Annotated in this window: 14 protein-coding genes; 5 read left to right on the top strand and 9 right to left on the bottom strand. The window is 49.6% G+C overall.

All coding sequences use genetic code 11. The features are described 5' to 3' along the window. Positions 1–210: 210 nt before the first annotated feature. The gene (locus BMW94_RS26565; protein ID WP_175480861.1) at positions 211–1,566 is read left to right on the top strand and encodes a serine hydrolase domain-containing protein; all 1,356 of its coding nucleotides are present in this window, start codon (positions 211–213) and stop codon (positions 1,564–1,566) included. 119 nt (positions 1,567–1,685) lie between these two features. On the opposite strand, the gene nagZ is transcribed toward BMW94_RS26565, so the two are convergent. From nagZ to BMW94_RS26530, 7 genes are all read right to left on the bottom strand, one after another. Beyond that, a complete protein-coding gene (nagZ, locus tag BMW94_RS26560) occupies positions 1,686–3,377 on the bottom strand; it encodes a beta-N-acetylhexosaminidase (protein WP_079695897.1) in 1,692 nt (563 codons plus the stop codon). Between the two features lie 69 nt (positions 3,378–3,446). Beyond that, positions 3,447–4,613: an exo-beta-N-acetylmuramidase NamZ family protein gene (locus BMW94_RS26555; RefSeq protein ID WP_091001742.1), complete on the bottom strand. Its 1,167-nt coding sequence runs from the start codon at positions 4,611–4,613 to the stop codon at positions 3,447–3,449. Continuing rightward, on the bottom strand, positions 4,613–5,323 hold the full coding sequence (locus BMW94_RS26550; protein WP_091001741.1) for a hypothetical protein: 711 nt from the start codon (positions 5,321–5,323) through the stop codon (positions 4,613–4,615). Before BMW94_RS26550 ends, BMW94_RS26555 begins: the two co-directional genes overlap by 1 nt. A gap of 45 nt (positions 5,324–5,368) precedes the next feature. Further along, on the bottom strand, positions 5,369–6,478 hold the full coding sequence (locus tag BMW94_RS26545) for an ABC transporter ATP-binding protein (RefSeq protein ID WP_091001740.1): 1,110 nt from the start codon (positions 6,476–6,478) through the stop codon (positions 5,369–5,371). A gap of 49 nt (positions 6,479–6,527) precedes the next feature. Continuing rightward, positions 6,528–7,361, bottom strand: a complete 834-nt coding sequence (locus tag BMW94_RS26540; RefSeq protein WP_062322342.1) for a carbohydrate ABC transporter permease — start codon at positions 7,359–7,361, stop codon at positions 6,528–6,530. Positions 7,362–7,425: 64 nt separating this feature from the next. After that, positions 7,426–8,349: a carbohydrate ABC transporter permease gene (locus BMW94_RS26535; RefSeq protein WP_063568019.1), complete on the bottom strand. Its 924-nt coding sequence runs from the start codon at positions 8,347–8,349 to the stop codon at positions 7,426–7,428. A gap of 55 nt (positions 8,350–8,404) precedes the next feature. Then, entirely contained in the window at positions 8,405–9,757 is a 1,353-nt protein-coding gene (locus tag BMW94_RS26530) for an ABC transporter substrate-binding protein (protein ID WP_091001739.1), read from the bottom strand. Positions 9,758–10,118: 361 nt separating this feature from the next. On the opposite strand from BMW94_RS26530, the gene BMW94_RS26525 reads away from it, so the two are divergent. Continuing rightward, on the top strand, positions 10,119–11,081 hold the full coding sequence (locus tag BMW94_RS26525; protein WP_091001738.1) for an N-acetylglucosamine kinase: 963 nt from the start codon (positions 10,119–10,121) through the stop codon (positions 11,079–11,081). Between the two features lie 22 nt (positions 11,082–11,103). After that, positions 11,104–12,009, top strand: coding sequence for an N-acetylmuramic acid 6-phosphate etherase (gene murQ, locus BMW94_RS26520; RefSeq protein ID WP_079695902.1), 906 nt, complete (start codon positions 11,104–11,106; stop codon positions 12,007–12,009). A gap of 147 nt (positions 12,010–12,156) precedes the next feature. Here the strand turns inward: murQ and BMW94_RS26515 are convergent, their stop codons facing one another. Both BMW94_RS26515 and BMW94_RS26510 read right to left on the bottom strand, forming a co-directional pair. Continuing rightward, positions 12,157–12,996 carry a MurR/RpiR family transcriptional regulator gene (locus tag BMW94_RS26515; protein WP_091001778.1) on the bottom strand — a complete coding sequence of 280 codons (840 nt, stop codon included), beginning with the start codon at positions 12,994–12,996 and terminating at the stop codon, positions 12,157–12,159. Positions 12,997–13,119: 123 nt separating this feature from the next. Then, positions 13,120–14,349, bottom strand: a complete 1,230-nt coding sequence (locus tag BMW94_RS26510) for an anhydro-N-acetylmuramic acid kinase (protein WP_091001737.1) — start codon at positions 14,347–14,349, stop codon at positions 13,120–13,122. Between the two features lie 487 nt (positions 14,350–14,836). On the opposite strand from BMW94_RS26510, the gene BMW94_RS26505 reads away from it, so the two are divergent. Both BMW94_RS26505 and BMW94_RS26500 read left to right on the top strand, forming a co-directional pair. Next, complete coding sequence (locus BMW94_RS26505) at positions 14,837–15,661, top strand: hypothetical protein (RefSeq protein ID WP_091001736.1); 825 nt, start codon at positions 14,837–14,839, stop codon at positions 15,659–15,661. 24 nt (positions 15,662–15,685) lie between these two features. After that, positions 15,686–17,107, top strand: a complete 1,422-nt coding sequence (locus BMW94_RS26500; protein ID WP_091001735.1) for an N-acetylmuramoyl-L-alanine amidase family protein — start codon at positions 15,686–15,688, stop codon at positions 17,105–17,107. Positions 17,108–17,133: the final 26 nt, after the last annotated feature.

Genomic DNA, 17,133 nt, shown 5'->3' with positions numbered 1-17,133 from the left:
TTGTTAGGATAGACGAAAATGATGCTCATTCCCCGTTTTGACCCCCTCTTCGAGATCGTTTACAATATCTCATAAGCTGGTTATCCATGAAACGACTGGAAGGAGAGGATTCGAATCTTACGCAAGTCACATGTGCAACAACCTGTTACCAGATTATATTCATCTATGTTCCGTATTCTGTTAGCCCTCATCCTTTGTGCAGGCCCTATTATGGGACAAGCCAGTTTCACGGCATCCGCGGCACAAGAGACGCAAACAGTTCACATTGAAGTGAATGGTCAAGAGCAATCATGGAAAAATGCACCCCTAATATACAAAGGTACAACGTATGTTCCATTGCGAGATGTTGTTACCTCTGTAAATGGCACCCTGAAGTGGGAGGCTCGTACCAAAACGGCTACGATTGCCGTTGGTCGAGACAAGCTCGTTCACCAGGCTGGCAGTGACTTCATTCAAGTTAATCACGTTCGCCTGTCCTCCGGTGTGCAATCCCGCACCATTAACGGCACCCTGATGTTACCTGTCCGAGCGCTTGCCAATGCTCTCAAGGCAGATATTAAAGTGCAACGTACAGCCTCAGGGCAGATGAGTGTTAGTATCCAGACGGACAAAGTAAGCCTATTAAATAGTCAAGTCGCCAGTGTAGACAGCTATTTGCGCGAAATCAATTTTCCAGGCATGGCTCTGATTGCTCGCAATGGCGAAGTCCTTCTTCGCCAAGGCTACGGACTAGCAGATGAACAGACGCTGAATCGGCCGGATCAGAAGACCCGAATTGCCTCTCTGAGCAAATCCTTCACCGCAGCCTCCATTCTCAGCTTGGCGGAAAAAGGGAAGCTCGATGTGCAAGATCCAATATCCAAGTACATCTCCGGTATACCAAAGGGAGATCAGATCACGCTCCATATGCTGTTATCCCAGACCTCAGGTATCCCATCCGCCTTTGGCCGGGGTGAAGGCACTTCATTGGAAGAAACGGTAGAGGAAATCCGGCACAAAACATTGAAGTTCGAACCGGGTAGTGCCTATTTGTACAGTAACAGTGGTTATGTTCTGCTGGCCTATGTTATTGAACAGGTATCTGGCATGAGTTATGCCGATTATGTACAACAGACCATTCTGAAGCCGCTCGGCATGAAGAGCTCCGGAGAAGCTTCACGCAAGGTCCATACGACTAGCGGATTCGTTTCGGAGAATAAGCAGTGGGTACCTGCTCCTTATTATGTCTCACAATCAGGTTCAGGGACGATCTACTCCACTGTGGACGATTTGCTGAAGTGGGATCGGGCACTGTACACGGACAAAATTCTGAGCCAGGATACGATTGAACAGATGTATGAACCATATTCGGATAAAAATTATGGCTACGCCTGGATTCTCAAAGAAAACGATCAGCATCGTACCGTCTTCCATAACGGTAGCGGCGGCGGTTTCTCCACAGCCTTCTCACGCAATTTAACAGATGATATTACAATAATCCTGCTTGGTAATCATGCTGGCATGGATATGACTTCGCTTATGGATGAAGTCGAGGCTAAGACAGCTAAGGCACTGAATCTGCAATAATTTTTGCAATTATTCATTAGATAGCAGAAGGGACGGTCCATTACAGGATCGTCCCTTCTGCTATATTGGTCTTCATTTTCCAGATCATACTTTCGCTTCGTTCGTCATTTAACGCCTGTCTACTTTATAGATACAGGGAGCTTCCCGGCAAAAGGAATATGCCCCGCCAGCGCCCGAGCCGCGCTAACCATGGCAAGCGGCCTGCTCTCGTACGCTGCCACGTAGACCTGCACCTCCGGGATCGCAAGCAGATCATAGGGACTGCGGAGCGCCACAACAGCCAGCGGCTTGCCTAATTGCTGCAGCCAGCCGATTAACCTGCACTGCGGATCACCAGACGCACTTCCTGCATTATAAGTCCCCACTATAATCTGGCGAATGTCATCTTCTTCCGCAGCTTGGAGCAGACGAGCAGAGCGAATGGCAACTTCCTCTGGCGTGACTGTTATATCGACTACATCCAGACCGCAGTGCGACAAAGCCGAGCCTAGGGTAACCGCCTGCGTCAGCTGTTCGTCGGCAATCGTTGTCACAGATGTAGCAACCGTTATGACCAGTGTACGTTCCGACTTCAAAGGCAGCATGTTCAGTTGGTCACGCACCAGCGTGATGCTGTTCTCACTGATTCGTCGCGCCACCTCGTGGTGTAACGGTTGGTTGCGCTCTTGGCGTATGGAAGAAGCTGGATCAGTTGATACCTCAGCGAAGAGTGAAGTCGACACCGCAACGTTCACTTCATCATTACCTGTGCCTGTGCCCGTTCCCTTCTCCAGCAGGCCTCGTTTGGCCTTGTACTTCAGCAACCGGGTTACAGATTCATCAATGCGCGCCTCGCTGATTCGCCCGCTCTGCACGGCTGCCAGCAGCGCTTCAAATGCCCCTGCCTGAAGATGAGCCGTGTGGCTGATCAACACCAGATCTGCGCCGGCCTCTACTGCCATCACAGCTGCATCGACAGTGCCATAGTTGGCGGCAATCGCGTCCATCTCCATACAATCCGTTACAATCATGCCGTCATAACCCAGTTCCTGACGAAGCAATCCACTTAACACGGCTCGTGATAGTGTCACAGGCAGACGCTCCGGTTCCAGAGCCGGAAAATAAATATGTGCCGACATCATCGCATCAACACCTGCCGCTATGGCAGCCCGGAACGGAATCAGTTCCACACGCTCTACCCGACCCCGATCATGGGGGATGACCGGGAGATCCAGATGCGAATCGGTATCCGTATCCCCGTGTCCCGGGAAATGTTTGGCTGTCGCTGAAATGCCAGCATCTTGTACTCCCGCAATGCTCCTGACCCCATACGCTGCCACGGACTGCGGGGATTCCCCAAATGAACGCACACCGATTACCGGATTGGCTGCGTTGTTGTTTACATCCAGGACCGGAGCAAAGTTCATGTTAATTCCCATGGATTTCAGCTCCACCCCACTGATATAGGCTGCCTGGTATGCATCCTGGGTGGAACCTGCTGCGGCAATCGCCATCTGTCCCGGCATCAGGGCGATTCCTTCTGTAATCCGGGCCACCATGCCGCCCTCCTGATCAATGGATATCCAGAGCGGCACATTACCGCTATCGACAGCAATACGTTGCAGCCCCGACGATAGCCGCTCTACCTGCTCCGGCGACTCGACGTTGCGTGCAAAATAGATTACGCCGCCAATGGGATACTTTCGCAGAAAAGCATCCACATCACCGGCAGCCTCGGTGCCATGAAATCCACAAAGCAGCATTTGTCCAATTTTCTCACGCAGGGTCATCTGTTTCAGCTTCAACGCGTATATCTCTTTTGGCTCACTCATTCCATGCCTCCTCCCCATGACAAACATCATCCGCACATTACGCAACATTCTATTGATGAATTTCATTCTTTATGGGTATAGCAAAAACGGCTTCCGCCGTTCCTTCCATTCCTCTGCCTCTGCATTCCACGCTTCCATCAAGCGTACTAATTCTTCACGGTCATGAATGATATCCCTGACTTTCCTGCCTCCGGTCAACAGATCAATAAAATAACGGGAACCCGGCTGTGGTGGCTCCAACCAGCGAAATTGCCCCGGATAGAGCGATGCCAGTTCATGCAAAAGCACCAGACCTGTATCTACCGCCCGGAATGCACTGCTGTCTGTCACGAAAATTCTCACACCTCCGCACAGCTCACCTGCATGCTTGGAGAAGGTTGGCGACATGTACACCGGATGCACATGCACACCCTCCAGTCTGTGTTCCCGAAAGCGTTCCGCCAGTCGTTCACCCTCAATCCAGGGTGCCCCAATCCACTCAAATGGGCGGGTCGTGCCCCTGCCCTCTGATACATTGGTGCCTTCGAACAGGCAAGTACCCGCATACACCCGCACACTGTCCAGCGTGGGCATATTGGGAGAGGGGAGCATCCAGGGAAGCTCACAATCCGTAAACTCCATGGAGCGCTGCCATCCTTCCATTGCAATGACATCCAATTCGCAGGGTACGTCCATCTCACTGTTCACCAACAGAGCCAATTCACCGACCGTCAGTCCGGTGCAGACAGGAACACGCCAAGCGCCAACGAGTGATTCATACCCCGCGCTCAGCAGGCCGCCTTCCACCGCGTCTCCGCCCAGCGGATTGGGGCGGTCCAGCACCAGCAGACGTTTGTCTGCTTCGGCACAGGCCTCCATCATGTGGAACAAAGTGGATGCATACGTGTAATAACGAACGCCCACATCCTGGATATCAAACAGCACCGTATCCACCTCAGCCAGCATCGCAGATGTAGGCTTCTTGTGTTCCCCATAAAGGCTGAACACAGGGATGCCCAGACGTGGGTGCACCGTATCCCCGAATCGGACACCAGCCTGAAGCTCACCATCCAGACCGTGCTCACACGCATAAAGCGCAGTAAGCTGGGCATCTGCCAACCCGGCACACACATCCACCGTAGAGACAAAATCAGCCGTAATTCCCGTGGGGTTTGTCATCAGGCCAATACGCGCATTCGTTAACCATGGGTGGGATAACCCGCTGGACAAAAGATCAACTCCAGTTTTTACACCCATCACACATTCCCCGGGCTGATCCACCCCGTATGTTGGTGGTCATTGCCGCCAGATGTGACAGGTTCCTCTTCAGGTTCAAGCACATTAAGGGCGACCTTATGCTGATAGATGGCAAACATGCCCGCGAACAACGCTCCGAAGCCAACAACCGTCAGCATTAGCAAAGCCGTCAGACACAGCGCCTGAAAACAGGCTCCCATCGTGTACCCCGGATGACGGAAGAATAGCTTCACACTTTCCCCCATCGCCTGAATGATGCCCATGTTTTTTTGCAAAACAAGCTGCCAGGTATAGAACTGCGACATCAGCGCCATGAGGACGAAGAACGTTTGGAACATGCTCACCGCTGTACCTGTAATTCCGCCCTGTCCCCCGTAATACCACCAGGTTGACCAGAGAATGAAGCCAAGCACGGTGAAAAGCACACCTACTGCCCCTCCCGGGATGAATCCCTTCATCGTTCCGTTCCAGATATCCTTAAGACCATTGCGGCGTTCCTTGCGTTCCAGCCTGTGATGCACGGCATAACTGACACCGAACAGGATTGGCATATAAATCACAGCCAAAAGCAGCACCGCGATTGGCAGCGGAGCAAACATCAGAATGGGCACCAGCACGATGGAGCTGACAACACTGTACAGGGCCACCGGAATAATATCCCGATAGATTTCCGCCCCCGACTTGACCAACACTTCACTCAGCTTACGCATCTCCACACTCCCTTTCTTGCAGTTCCTTCCTCATCCAGCTCGTTGCTATTCTCGTCCAATCGCCAGCTCCGTCTCCGGGTCAAAGAAATGCGCTTTACGCAGGTCCAGTACAAAATTTTTGTCCATGCCTACATAAGCATGGGTTTCCGGGTGAACCTTGGCCGTAACGGTACGGGCACCCGAATGGAAATACACCAGATTCTCCGAGCCCAGATGCTCTACTACCTGAACCCGCGCCTGCAGCATATGATCTGTCGGGATATTCGGAGCGACATCGTCACCAAAAATATGCTCTGGACGCAGCCCCATAATTACCGGCTTGCCTTGATGGCTCTGAAGACGAGCGAGTACATCTTCTGGCAAGGTGAATGATGCACCGTCTACGACAACCTGCGTGCCTTCAATCTGGGCATCAATGAAATTCATCGCCGGGGAACCGATAAATCCGGCAACAAACATATTACGTGGGCTCGCATACAATTCTTTCGGTGAAGCCACCTGCTGGATATCTCCATGATTCATGACCACGATTCGCTCCCCAAGTGTCATGGCCTCCACCTGATCATGCGTGACGTATACAATTGTGGCACCGAGCCGCTTATGCAGCTCGCCCAATTCCACCCGCATCTGTACCCGCAGCTTCGCATCCAGATTGGATAGCGGCTCATCGAACAGAAACACCTGCGGATCACGGACGATCGCACGCCCTACCGCCACACGCTGGCGCTGACCACCGGACAGCTCGCGCGGTTTGCGCTCCAGCATCGCCTCCAGCCCCAGAATGGCGGCAGCGTTCTGCACCTGTTCATCAATATAGGATTTTGGTTTCTTGAGATTTTTCAGACCAAAAGACAGATTTTCACGTATCGTCATATGCGGATAAAGAGCATAATCCTGAAATACCATCGCAATATCGCGGTCCTTCGGATGCAGATCATTCACGACCCGTTCGCCAATGACAATGTCGCCGCTCGTTTGCTTTTCCAGTCCCGCAATCATCCGCAGTGACGTCGTTTTGCCACAGCCTGAAGGACCCACAAAAACCACGAATTCCTTATCCTCTATAACAAAGTCCGAGCCGGCCACAGCCGTGAACGTTCCTTTATGATCGTCTTTGAATTCTTTGCGCACTTGGCGAAACTCCACGCGTGCCATAGGTAGATCCCCCTTTACGTTGTCGCTTGTCCTGAACTAACAGTTCACCTTAACCTTTTACCGCACCGATCGTAATGCCCTGTAGGAAATAACGTTGCAGCGAGAAAAACAGAATGATCATCGGCAGCGCACCAATCGTTGCCCCTGCCATCATGGCGCCGAAGTCCGTTGATTCGGCAAATACGAACGAGGCCAGCCCCACCTGAACGGTGCGCATCTCGTTGGAGTTAGTGATCAGGAATGGCCAGAAAAATTCATTCCACGAAGCTACAAACGTGAAAATCGCCAGCACCGCGATCCCTGGCTTCGCCATCGGCAGAATCACTTTCCAGAAGATGCCGAACTCACTGCATGCATCAATACGTGCCGCATGAATCAGCGATGTGGGCAGCGTTGACATGAACTGTTTCATCAAGAAAATGTTGCCCACACTGACCGCAGCAGGCAGAATAATGGCCGTATACGTATCCCCCAGGTCAAACACGTTGACCATCAGAATATACAAGGGAATCAGCGTCACCTGTGCCGGAATCATCATCGTGCCCAGCAAGGTCCAGAATACCGCCTGACTTCCCGGGAATTTCAGTTTGGCGAACGCATATCCCGCCAGGGAGGCGAAGAACACATTCGTCACGGTCAGAATGACCGAGATGAGCAGCGAGTTGTACAGCCAGCGCCAGGCATCCGTTTTGGCAAAAAAGCGCTCATATGGTGATAACGACAGCTGCTCCGGGATCATCTGCGGTTTGAAGGAAGCCGACATCGCACTATCCTGCACCGAACCGACCAGCATCCAGTACATCGGAATGACCGTCACCAGTGCCCAGACCACCAGCAGAATGGATGCAACGACAAGCAGTGTCTTTTTCTGTGTTGATTTCATGAATTTCATTCACCCCCGGATGCTTAATGCAACATGCTCTAATCGTACGTGTTTTGAACTACCTCTAATACTCAATATCGCTGGAGAAATATTTGAACTGGATGACGGAGATGACAATAATGATAATCGCCAGTACGAACGACTGTGCAGAAGCCAATCCGAACTCATAGAACTTGAATGCCGTCTCGTAGATCAGATAGGCAATCGTTGTTGTCGCAAAGTTCGGTCCACCCTGTGTCATCAGATATACCGATATGAACACCTGAAAAGACGTGATCACACCTGTCACGAGCAGATACAACGTCGTTGGTTTGAGCAGCGGCCATGTAATCTTGCTGAACTGGGTCCAGCCGCTGGCATGATCAATATCCGCCGCTTCGTACAGCGATTTTGGAATACCGCCCATGGCTGCCAGATACAGAATAATGCCCGCTCCGTGCGATCCGAGCCAGTTCATCAGAATGAGTGAAAAGAGTGCCGTTCCCGATTGGCCCAGCCAGATCACCGGATCAAGGCCTAACAGGCCGAGGAAGCGGTTCAGCAGTCCAGAATCTGTCGGGTCAAAGATCGCCAGCCATACGATGGAGATGGTTACTCCGGATGCTACCGCAGGCAGGTACAATGTTGCTTTGAAGAACGTCTGCCACTTGCTTTTCATCTGGTAGATGAAATAGGACAGTACAAATGTAATGAGAATATTGACCGGTACCGTACCTACAGTAAAGATGAGTGTATTTTTAATCGACTTCCAGAACGTCTCATCCTTCACCAAGCGCTCGTAGTTATCCAATCCAACCCACGTCGAGTTCATAATGTTGTATTTCTGGAAGCTCATCACGAGAGCCGTCAGAACCGGATATAGTGTGAAAATGAGAAACAGCAGGACAGGCGCCAATATAAACAAATACGCCCACCCGTAGTCTCGCCAAAACCGGGCAACCCGGGAAGTCCGGGGCACAGACGGTTTTGGCGCAAGGGCGGTCTGCATGGCGAATCCTCCTCTCCTAATCAGTGTGGTTTTGCGTTATGTTGTATGGTCCGAGTTATTGTCCAAACATCTGCTGGCCTTTGTTCTTGAAGTCTTCTGCGATCTGCTCCGGTGTCTTCTCACCCGAGAACAGCGCCTGAATGTTAGGCTTCACAACTTGTTCCTTGAATTGTTTTTGCTGTGATGCTTTGTCGATATCCAGTTCCAATACAACCGGCATAGCTATATTCTCTGCCATGACTTTTGCAGCAGCCAGATTATCCGGTTGACCAAGTTCTTTTCCTTTAAACAGATCCACCTGGGATTGTCTTACGAATGGAAGCGCCAGTTCATTGGCCGAGTTCCCTGCTTTGGCACCACTGAGTGCCTCCATAACCAGCAACGTATTTTTGGCATGCTGTTCACCTTTGTCCTTCTTCTGTTTGAAGGCTACATACCCTTCGCCACCCATCGTTGTTGCCGCAGGTTGATCATCATTATGCGGTACAGGCAGCAGGACAAAATCAATTTTCTCCCCTTGTACCTTGCCGTCATCAATATCCTTGTTGCGGTTCTGGATCATCACATCATAATAAGGAATCGCTTTAGAGATGATCGCCGTTTCACCCGCGTAGAACATATCCGTCCGTTTTGCTGGAGCAAGAGCAGCCGTTTCCTTCGGCATATAACCTTGATCCATCAGATTTTTGATAAAAGAGAGAGTATCCAGAATGCGGCCATCATTCCATTGGAATGTGCCAGCTTTATCGAGAACGTCAATCATGCCGTTGTTTCGGGACAACATTTCAATGAAATCAAGCGAGGTTCCGTCGGTAACCAGTGCATATTGTTTAGCCCCGCTATCCAGCGTTTTGGTCAGCTTGGCTGCGGCAGCGTTGAATTCGGACCAAGTCCAGCCATTTTGCTGAATGGATTTCCAGTCAATACCCGATTCCTCGAGAATGCGTTTGTTGCCACCCCATGCCCATTGGAATTGATACAACGGCATTCCGTACTGTTTCCCTTGGATCTGGCCTAATTCAAGCGTACCTGGCAGATAGTCATCCTTGATCTCAGGTGTCAGGTAGCTGTCCAGCTCAAGTGCCAATCCCGTATTCACATATGTGCCGTCTACACTATGAAAGTAAAGATCCGGCGGGTTGCCCGCGTTCAAAGCGACATCGAATTTTTTGGGCCCTTCCGCCCAGGAGAGCATTTCCGTCTTCACGGTAATGTTCGGGTGTTCTTTATTGAAATCAACGATCAGATCCTTCAGTTCATCTTCATATGTCCCATGTACTGGATAAGTCCATACGGTCACCGTATCTTCCGCATTGGGATCATCTGAAGCATCACCCCCGCTATTCCCGCAGGCAGTAACCCAGACCATCATCAACAACATTGCCCATACCAGACCCTTCTTTTTCATCCCTTCATCTCCTTCGCGTGTCGTCTCCCGATAATTGCATTGCCTAACCATGCTACCCCTTTTGAAATCATCCATCCTTAAACGACTTAACAGATTATTGAGCGTGGCAGTAAGGAAAATGCACCTCCCTTATGGATTAGACCTGAACGTACGCAGGATTAATCTCTTAAATGCAATATTAACGTCAACTTAGTTGACATTAACAGTATTAATTCCTTCCAAAATTGTAGATTGAGTTCATTATATGAGCTATGAAATAAAAATTCAACATTATTTTTTATTATAAAATTTAATTTTACTTTTTCATTTTATGCCTCTATACTATGTGAAAAGAAAACTCAAGCAAACGAGGTGAGCCACTTTGCGAGTATATGTAGGCGTAGATGGAGGCGGTACCAATACTGATGCAGCAATCATTTCTGAATCTGGCGAAATTCTCGCCCGGCTCAGCGGCGGTCCCACGAATCCTCACAGCGTACCACTGGAACAGGCCCTTTCCGAACTGCAACGAGTGCTGGAACAGCTATTTAATCTAAAAAGTGATTTATCGACAAATTGTGAAGGTATATGCCTCGGCATGTCAGGTGTAGATACGATCCAAGAACGGCAACTTATAGCCGACACAGTAAATAACTATATGAAGAGCCGCAATCGACGGGGATCAGAGGGCTGTCCAGTCTGGGTTGTATCCGAAGGAGAGATTGCTCTGATGGCCACTCTCGGACATACTCACGGTGTATTGTGCATCTCTGGAACAGGGTCCATCGTGTACGGGTTTACGCTGAAAGGAGAGCAATACCGTGCAGGAGGCTGGGGTCATCTGCTCGGAGATGAGGGGAGCGGCTATCGTATTGGGCAGCGTGCACTCCAAGTGGTGATGCAGAGCTATGACGGTGTTCTCCCTCCCACCCTTTTAACCCCGCTTCTTCTAAAGCAACTAAAACTTCAGGATATCTCGGAGCTAAAGACACGGGTGTACCAGACAGACTGGGGTAAAACCGAGACCGCATCCATCGCCCGCCTTGCTATAGAAGCAGCTGAATCCGGGGATGAGGCCGCGCGGGCACTGATCATCGATGAGGCCGCACAATTGGCGGATACCGCCAAGGCGCTGATTGCCCGTCATCCCGAATTTGCATCCACTCAGGTTGTCCTGTCCGGATCATTGTTTCGATACGCTGCGCTTTTCCGAACTACATTTATCCAGAAGTTATCGGGATATTATGAAGAGTTGGACTTTGTATATCGTGAAGATGCCCCTGCTCCAGCGATTGGTGCAGCACAACTCGCAAGAAAACGTTGTTCCCTGAACGAATCACTTTAAAAGAGAGAAGGAGGCCACACGGATGAATCACATGCTGAACTCACTACTAACGGAACAACCCAATCCACTAACGGATCATATAGATGAATTGCCTTCGGCAGAAATTATGGAGCTAATTAATAAGGAAGATCAACGGATTGCGGAGCTCATTCAGCCCCTGATTCCGGTCATTGCCCAAGCGGCGGACCTGATCTTGGAGGCCTTTCAATCTGGCGGCAGGCTATTTTATGTAGGTGCAGGTACCAGTGGACGATTGGGAATACTTGACGCTTCGGAATGCCCTCCTACTTACGGAACCCCTCCCTCCATGGTGCAGGGTATTATTGCAGGAGGATTCAGGGCAGTGAAGGACCCGGTTGAAGGTGCTGAGGATAGCGAGGAATTGGGAGCCGCAGACCTTGATGAACATGGAATAGACGAAAACGATGTCGTGGTTGGCATTGCAGCCAGTGGCCGGACGCCGTATGTGCTGGGTGCGATGAGACACGCCAAAGAGATCGGAGCTACGGTGATCAGCCTGAGTAACAACGCAGGTACGCCGATGACCCTTTTGGCTGATGTGAGCATCGAGGCTGTTGTCGGCCCAGAGGTTGTCATGGGTTCAACACGTATGAAGGCCGGCAGCGCCCAGAAAATGATTCTGAACATGCTCACCACTACTGCTATGATTCGTCTGGGCAAGGTTTACCGTAATTTCATGGTCGATCTGAACCCTTCGAATGAAAAACTTGTCCATCGGGCCAAACGCATGATCCATCTGGCAACCGGAGCGAACGAAGCGGACATTGAACAGGCTTTTGCCGGTGCAGACGGTCATGTAAAAACGGCAATCGTCATGCTGATGGCAGGCGTGGACGCCGTGGAAGCTCAGCGAAGACTGGATCTGGCTGACGGATTTGTCCGCGCCGCCATTGTGGGGCCTTCCTGAGCCGTACAGGGGTATTTCTAGAGGTTGAAAGAGAGGAGCCCGACATTAGTCTGGGCTTTTTTTATAATTTTTTTATTATAAAAACGGATATAATCCGTCAAAAAAATCCCTTCCTGTGTAAACAGAAAGGGATTCATAGGTTCTACTTCACTTATGCTCCAGAATAGCCTGCCGGCTCTTCTCCAAATACTCCACCGACTGGTTGTAGTCGCGGCTGGCAATCGCCAGATACAAAATGTCGATTACGTTTAGCTGTGCAATCCGTGACGAAGTTGCTCCGCTTCGGATATCGCTTTCGGTGGAAGTAATCATCAGGGGCACATCCGCCAGACTGCTGAGCGTATTGCTCCCCCACTTGGTAATGCTAATCGTTGCAGCGCCGCCTTCACGAGCATGCTTCAGACAGGAAATCACGTTCGAAGTCTCCCCTGAATACGAGATGCATACCACCGCATCATCTTCGCGAAGCGTCGTGGCGGACGAAATCTGCATATGCGGATCGGCGAACGAAAAGCTGGTGCGATTGATTCGCATGAACTTGTAGTGTGCATCCAGCGCAATCAGGTTGGAGGCCCCCACCCCGTAGAAAAAGATCCGATTCGCCCGATGGAGCACATCCACTGCCTTTTCCACCAGACGCGGGTCCAAAATATGAACGGTATCCTTCACCGATTGAATATTGTTTGCGGACACATGCTGAATAATGCTCTCCATGGAGTCCTGGGGACGAATCTCCGTATATTGGTATTGTTCACCTGTCTGCAAATCTCCGGCAATCTTCAGCTTCAGCTCCTGAAAACCCGTTACACCCAGTGATTTGCAGAGACGGATAATGGCAGCCGGGCTGCCACCGCTCCGTTCAGACAGCTGTGCCACCGAGGACTGAACCGTCTCTTGAGGATGATCGAGAATGTAAGCTCCGATCTTCCGTTCTGACGGAGTCAAGTCATCCATTAATGCGCGTAAACGTACAAGTCCACCTTTCATGCCTTCCATCCGCTCCTCCTTTCCGTACTGCCTTCATGTACAAGCATTTTATCCTATAATTCCAATAGAGTCTAATTGATTACACGCCCTTGCATATGCAACTCATTCAAAAGCCTTGCTGCACTACAGTGTCAGGTTGCCCGATATGACGGCGTGTTTTGCGCCGGTTACTGCCGGGAGCGTGTTCGTTCTGCCCATGAGTGCCTCATGGCCAAGGAGGGCAAATCCAATCGCTTCACGGGCATCATCCGGTATACCATAGTCCGCTGTTCGCTCCAAACGGATGTCTTCCGGGAGTCTCTGACGGATCATCTCCATTAACGTGGCATTGGAAGTGCCACCACCGCAGGCGAGCATGGCCGAGATGTGCACCTTGGGCAGGATAAAATCCTTCACTGCTCGCACGATCGTCTCCGCGGTCAGACAGGTGGCAGTAGCCAGCGTATCTTCAAGGGATAAGGAACGCGCTGCGGCCATCTCCATCAAGCGTGCTGCATATGCCGCACCGTACACTTCACGTCCGGTGCTCTTGGGAGGCAGCCTTTTGAAATAGGTATCGTCCAAACACAGATCTACCAGATCCTGATTGAACTTTCCTTGTGCGGCGATGCTTCCATTCGGATCATAGTGCTGCCGCCCTCCCGTCGCCTGGCGTACGATCGCGTCCATCACCATATTGCCAGGTCCCGTATCAAAAGCCGAGATACCTTCATTAGAAGACGCTGATGGCAGCACCGTAACGTTGCCAATACCGCCGATATTTTGCACCAGTCGTCCTTCCTCCGGGCTGCGGAACATCAACGCATCGGCGTAAGGGGTAAGGGGCGCCCCCTCCCCGCCAGCCGCCATATCCCGTGCCCGCAAATTGCCGATCACTGGCAGGCCCGTTCGTTCACGTACAACGGCGCTTTCGCCAATCTGCAACGTGGACACCACTGGAAGACTCTCGCCTACTGGCCCTGGAAAAGCCGAAGCTACAGGTGCGTGCCATACGGTCTGTCCGTGCATGCTGATCGCATCCACCTGCCCGGATGAGATTCCTGAGGATCGAATAAGCTCACTGACACTGTGAGCATACCACTCCGATACGCCAAAATGTGCAGCCGTCAGCTCATCCACACGTGCCGTCTCCGGTGAACATAGTCGAATCAGCACTTCTCTCAATTCATTGGAGTAAGGTACGCAGACGAAGTCAACCAGATCGATCTTTTGCAATGCCCCGCTGTCATCTGTCAGAATACGCACCAATGCCGCATCCGTCCCGTCGAGGGACGTGCCTGACATCAGTCCAATGATGTAATGCTCCCGTTTCACGCGATATTGCTCCCACATCGGATAGCTGCCTGTATCCATCCATTCACAACCTCCCGCCAGCCCCGATGAACACGTCATCCTGCCATAATTTCACCAAGTATATGATATAAAATTTTACAAGTCAAATATTTTATGAAATTTAATTACACCCTTCCAACCATAGCGATTCTTTGTCCGAACTGGAATGCTCACAAGATGTTTTTTGTAATATGAATATTTAGACTAAACTAAACAATTCACACGATAACGGAGAGGGCAGAAATAACCTGAAGAAGCAAAGCGTTCGCCTTTATCCCCGGATTTTCCCTTTCTAAAAGGAATCGAAAAAATCTGGGGATAACAGCGATCGGAAGGTTGTTCTGACCGCGTAGTGACTAGTGTAAATATTTTTCAATTGAATAAAAATAGATAAATAACGATCAAAAAAGAAACATTTTTACAATTTTACCGTTTATATAACGAAGGTATATTTTGGAATCGACATGTTGAGGGTTATAAACTGTCACCAGCGGAAGGAGATACCCAGATGAACAACGCTGCTATTTGGTTTTCAACTGTTTTATTACTGGGGGGATTGACGACTACATCGTCATTCATAGTTGGTACCAGACCAGCCACACCAGAACAAATTTCACAACGTTCCGTTAATGCGCCTTCTGTAACTCCTTCCATTTATTCAAGCATCAAACCGTTTAAAAGGAACAACAGCACCAACAAAATCATCTGGAAAGGAGGAAATATTACTTTAACCGCTACTACAGTGAAGCTGGAAGGTATGCCCACATTTGAACAAAACGTCATTCAATCCATTGTCGTCTCCAAGGGGGATCAGAAACATACAATTGAAACGAGTAATCTGGAGGACAATTGGCTCGATATCACAAGTGTTGTTGCCTCCAACTCCAATACATGGCTTGCTGTAAACGCAAAACGTAGCTCAGGAAACACGCTGATGCTGCTTAACCTTCAAACGGGTGACGTGACGGAATTAAATGAACAATTGAAACAAGCAGGCAAGAAAAACATAGAAACCATTGCCACCTATAGCTGGGCACCCAACGAAGATCAGATAGCTTTCTCTTACGGAGATCCCTCCAAGAGCTCACTAGCCATCTACAATGTTCAGAAAGAGAGCTTTATATACCTGCCAAGGGCAACCAATTATATTAGTACCAATCTGATTCTGTGGCAAAAAAACGGAAAAATACTGGATTACATCAGTGAGTACCCATCTGATCAGATGATACTTTATAGGTACAGCACAGAGAGTAACAAGGTGAAGCCTGTTAAGAAAATTAGCCGTAATGAGTTTGCCGAATGGTTCAAGCTGGATAAGTATCCCACACAGTAACGATAAATAGTAGAGGTGCAAATAATGAAAAAAACGATTTTACTCCTGTTTTTGAGTCTGTTCTTGCTGGTTTTACTCCCTCATCAGGGGAATGCCGCTGCAAGCACGTCGAAAATCTTCTTGGACGGCGAGGAATTAATCCTCCCAAGTGACGTTCAGGTGACCATCGTGAATAAGAATGTTATGATTCCGATTCGTGTTGTTGCCGAAAATTTGAAATTCAAAGTGGATTGGAATCAACATACACGTAATGTAAAGATCCAGCAAAATGACAAGACGATTTCTTTAACCGTTGATCAAAAGCAAGCCGTGGTTGCTGACAAGCAAGTTACCTTGAACACAGCCCCACTCATTTTAAATAACACCACGGTGGTACCCATTCGATTTGTCAGTGAACAAATGGGTCTCAACGTGAAATGGAACAACAAGGAGAAGATTGTATACTTAATCAACACCGACACCAGTAAAGTGCCCAATGTTGAGCCGAGCGATGGTTCAGGAAACGGTAACCCAGCAGCACTAACACATGTTACCGATATCCAATTTGCCAACAATCAGCTCGTCGTGTCTATGGATGGCGAATCCAAACCCGTGATGACGACTTTGAAGAATCCCGATCGATTGGTCGTGGATCTGCCCGGAGCAGTGTTTGGTGATCTACCGCAACCGTTGAATCAAAACATGAATGGCAAATTGGATGTGGACGCATACCCCAATGTAACGGAAGTTAGATATTCTCTTTTTAAACAAGACCCTGGTCAAGTTCGAATTGTCGTTGAATTGAATCAGGTGAAGGATGTACAGTACAGCCAGAACATCATTGCCGATAAACTAATTATCGATCTGAATGTTTCGGGAGATAATGTCACACCCGTTCCTGTAACTCCTGTAGGCGATTCAGGACGCAAGGTCGTTGTCATCGACCCAGGCCATGGGGGTAAAGATCCAGGCACAACCAGCATTACCAACAAACCCGAGAAAGAATACAATCTGGCATTAGCTCTCAAAGTACAAGCATTGCTTCTCAATGAACCGGATATCGAATTGGTGATGACTCGTGACGGGGATACTTATCCCACTCGCCCGGAGCGTGTTCGACTCGCCAATCAATTAAATGCGGATGTATTTGTATCTATCCATGGCAATAATGTGGAGTCCTCGCCCCAGGCGACAGGTACAGAGACGTTCTACTATCAACGCAGCAGCAGCAAGGAATTAGCCAATATTATTCATCAACGTTTAGTTAAAGCCATGGGACTCAAAGACCGCGGTGTGAAAAATGGCAACTTGGAAGTGATCAGAGATACGACCATGGCTGCAGTACTTTTGGAAGTGGGATTCCTGAGTAATGTTATAGATGAAGAACTGATGTCGTCCGATGTCGTTCAGATGAAAGCCGCGCAAGCGATAGCAGATGGGATTAAGGAATATCTGGGTATAAATTAAATAATAAAAAATGATGTAAATATGCT

This window comes from Paenibacillus sp. OK003, assembly GCF_900109515.1.
Lineage (GTDB): Bacteria > Bacillota > Bacilli > Paenibacillales > Paenibacillaceae > Paenibacillus > Paenibacillus marchantiae.
The sequence above is the reverse complement of the archived record's forward strand: the minus strand, read 5'-3'. Positions and strand labels throughout refer to the sequence as shown.

What these genes read in the sequence shown, in the direction of transcription:
- BMW94_RS26565 (WP_175480861.1), top strand. Translation starts at nt 211, where the DNA reads ATGGGACAAGCCAGTTTCACGGCATCCGCGGCACAAGAGACGCAAACA.
- BMW94_RS26545 (WP_091001740.1), bottom strand. Translation starts at nt 6,478, where the DNA reads ATGGCACGCGTGGAGTTTCGCCAAGTGCGCAAAGAATTCAAAGACGAT.
- BMW94_RS26530 (WP_091001739.1), bottom strand. Translation starts at nt 9,757, where the DNA reads ATGAAAAAGAAGGGTCTGGTATGGGCAATGTTGTTGATGATGGTCTGG.
- BMW94_RS26540 (WP_062322342.1), bottom strand. Translation starts at nt 7,361, where the DNA reads ATGAAATCAACACAGAAAAAGACACTGCTTGTCGTTGCATCCATTCTG.
- nagZ (WP_079695897.1), bottom strand. Translation starts at nt 3,377, where the DNA reads ATGAGTGAGCCAAAAGAGATATACGCGTTGAAGCTGAAACAGATGACC.
- BMW94_RS26555 (WP_091001742.1), bottom strand. Translation starts at nt 4,613, where the DNA reads ATGGGTGTAAAAACTGGAGTTGATCTTTTGTCCAGCGGGTTATCCCAC.
- BMW94_RS26505 (WP_091001736.1), top strand. Translation starts at nt 14,837, where the DNA reads ATGAACAACGCTGCTATTTGGTTTTCAACTGTTTTATTACTGGGGGGA.
- BMW94_RS26500 (WP_091001735.1), top strand. Translation starts at nt 15,686, where the DNA reads ATGAAAAAAACGATTTTACTCCTGTTTTTGAGTCTGTTCTTGCTGGTT.
- BMW94_RS26515 (WP_091001778.1), bottom strand. Translation starts at nt 12,996, where the DNA reads ATGAAAGGTGGACTTGTACGTTTACGCGCATTAATGGATGACTTGACT.
- BMW94_RS26535 (WP_063568019.1), bottom strand. Translation starts at nt 8,349, where the DNA reads ATGCAGACCGCCCTTGCGCCAAAACCGTCTGTGCCCCGGACTTCCCGG.
- murQ (WP_079695902.1), top strand. Translation starts at nt 11,104, where the DNA reads ATGAATCACATGCTGAACTCACTACTAACGGAACAACCCAATCCACTA.
- BMW94_RS26510 (WP_091001737.1), bottom strand. Translation starts at nt 14,349, where the DNA reads ATGGATACAGGCAGCTATCCGATGTGGGAGCAATATCGCGTGAAACGG.
- BMW94_RS26550 (WP_091001741.1), bottom strand. Translation starts at nt 5,323, where the DNA reads ATGCGTAAGCTGAGTGAAGTGTTGGTCAAGTCGGGGGCGGAAATCTAT.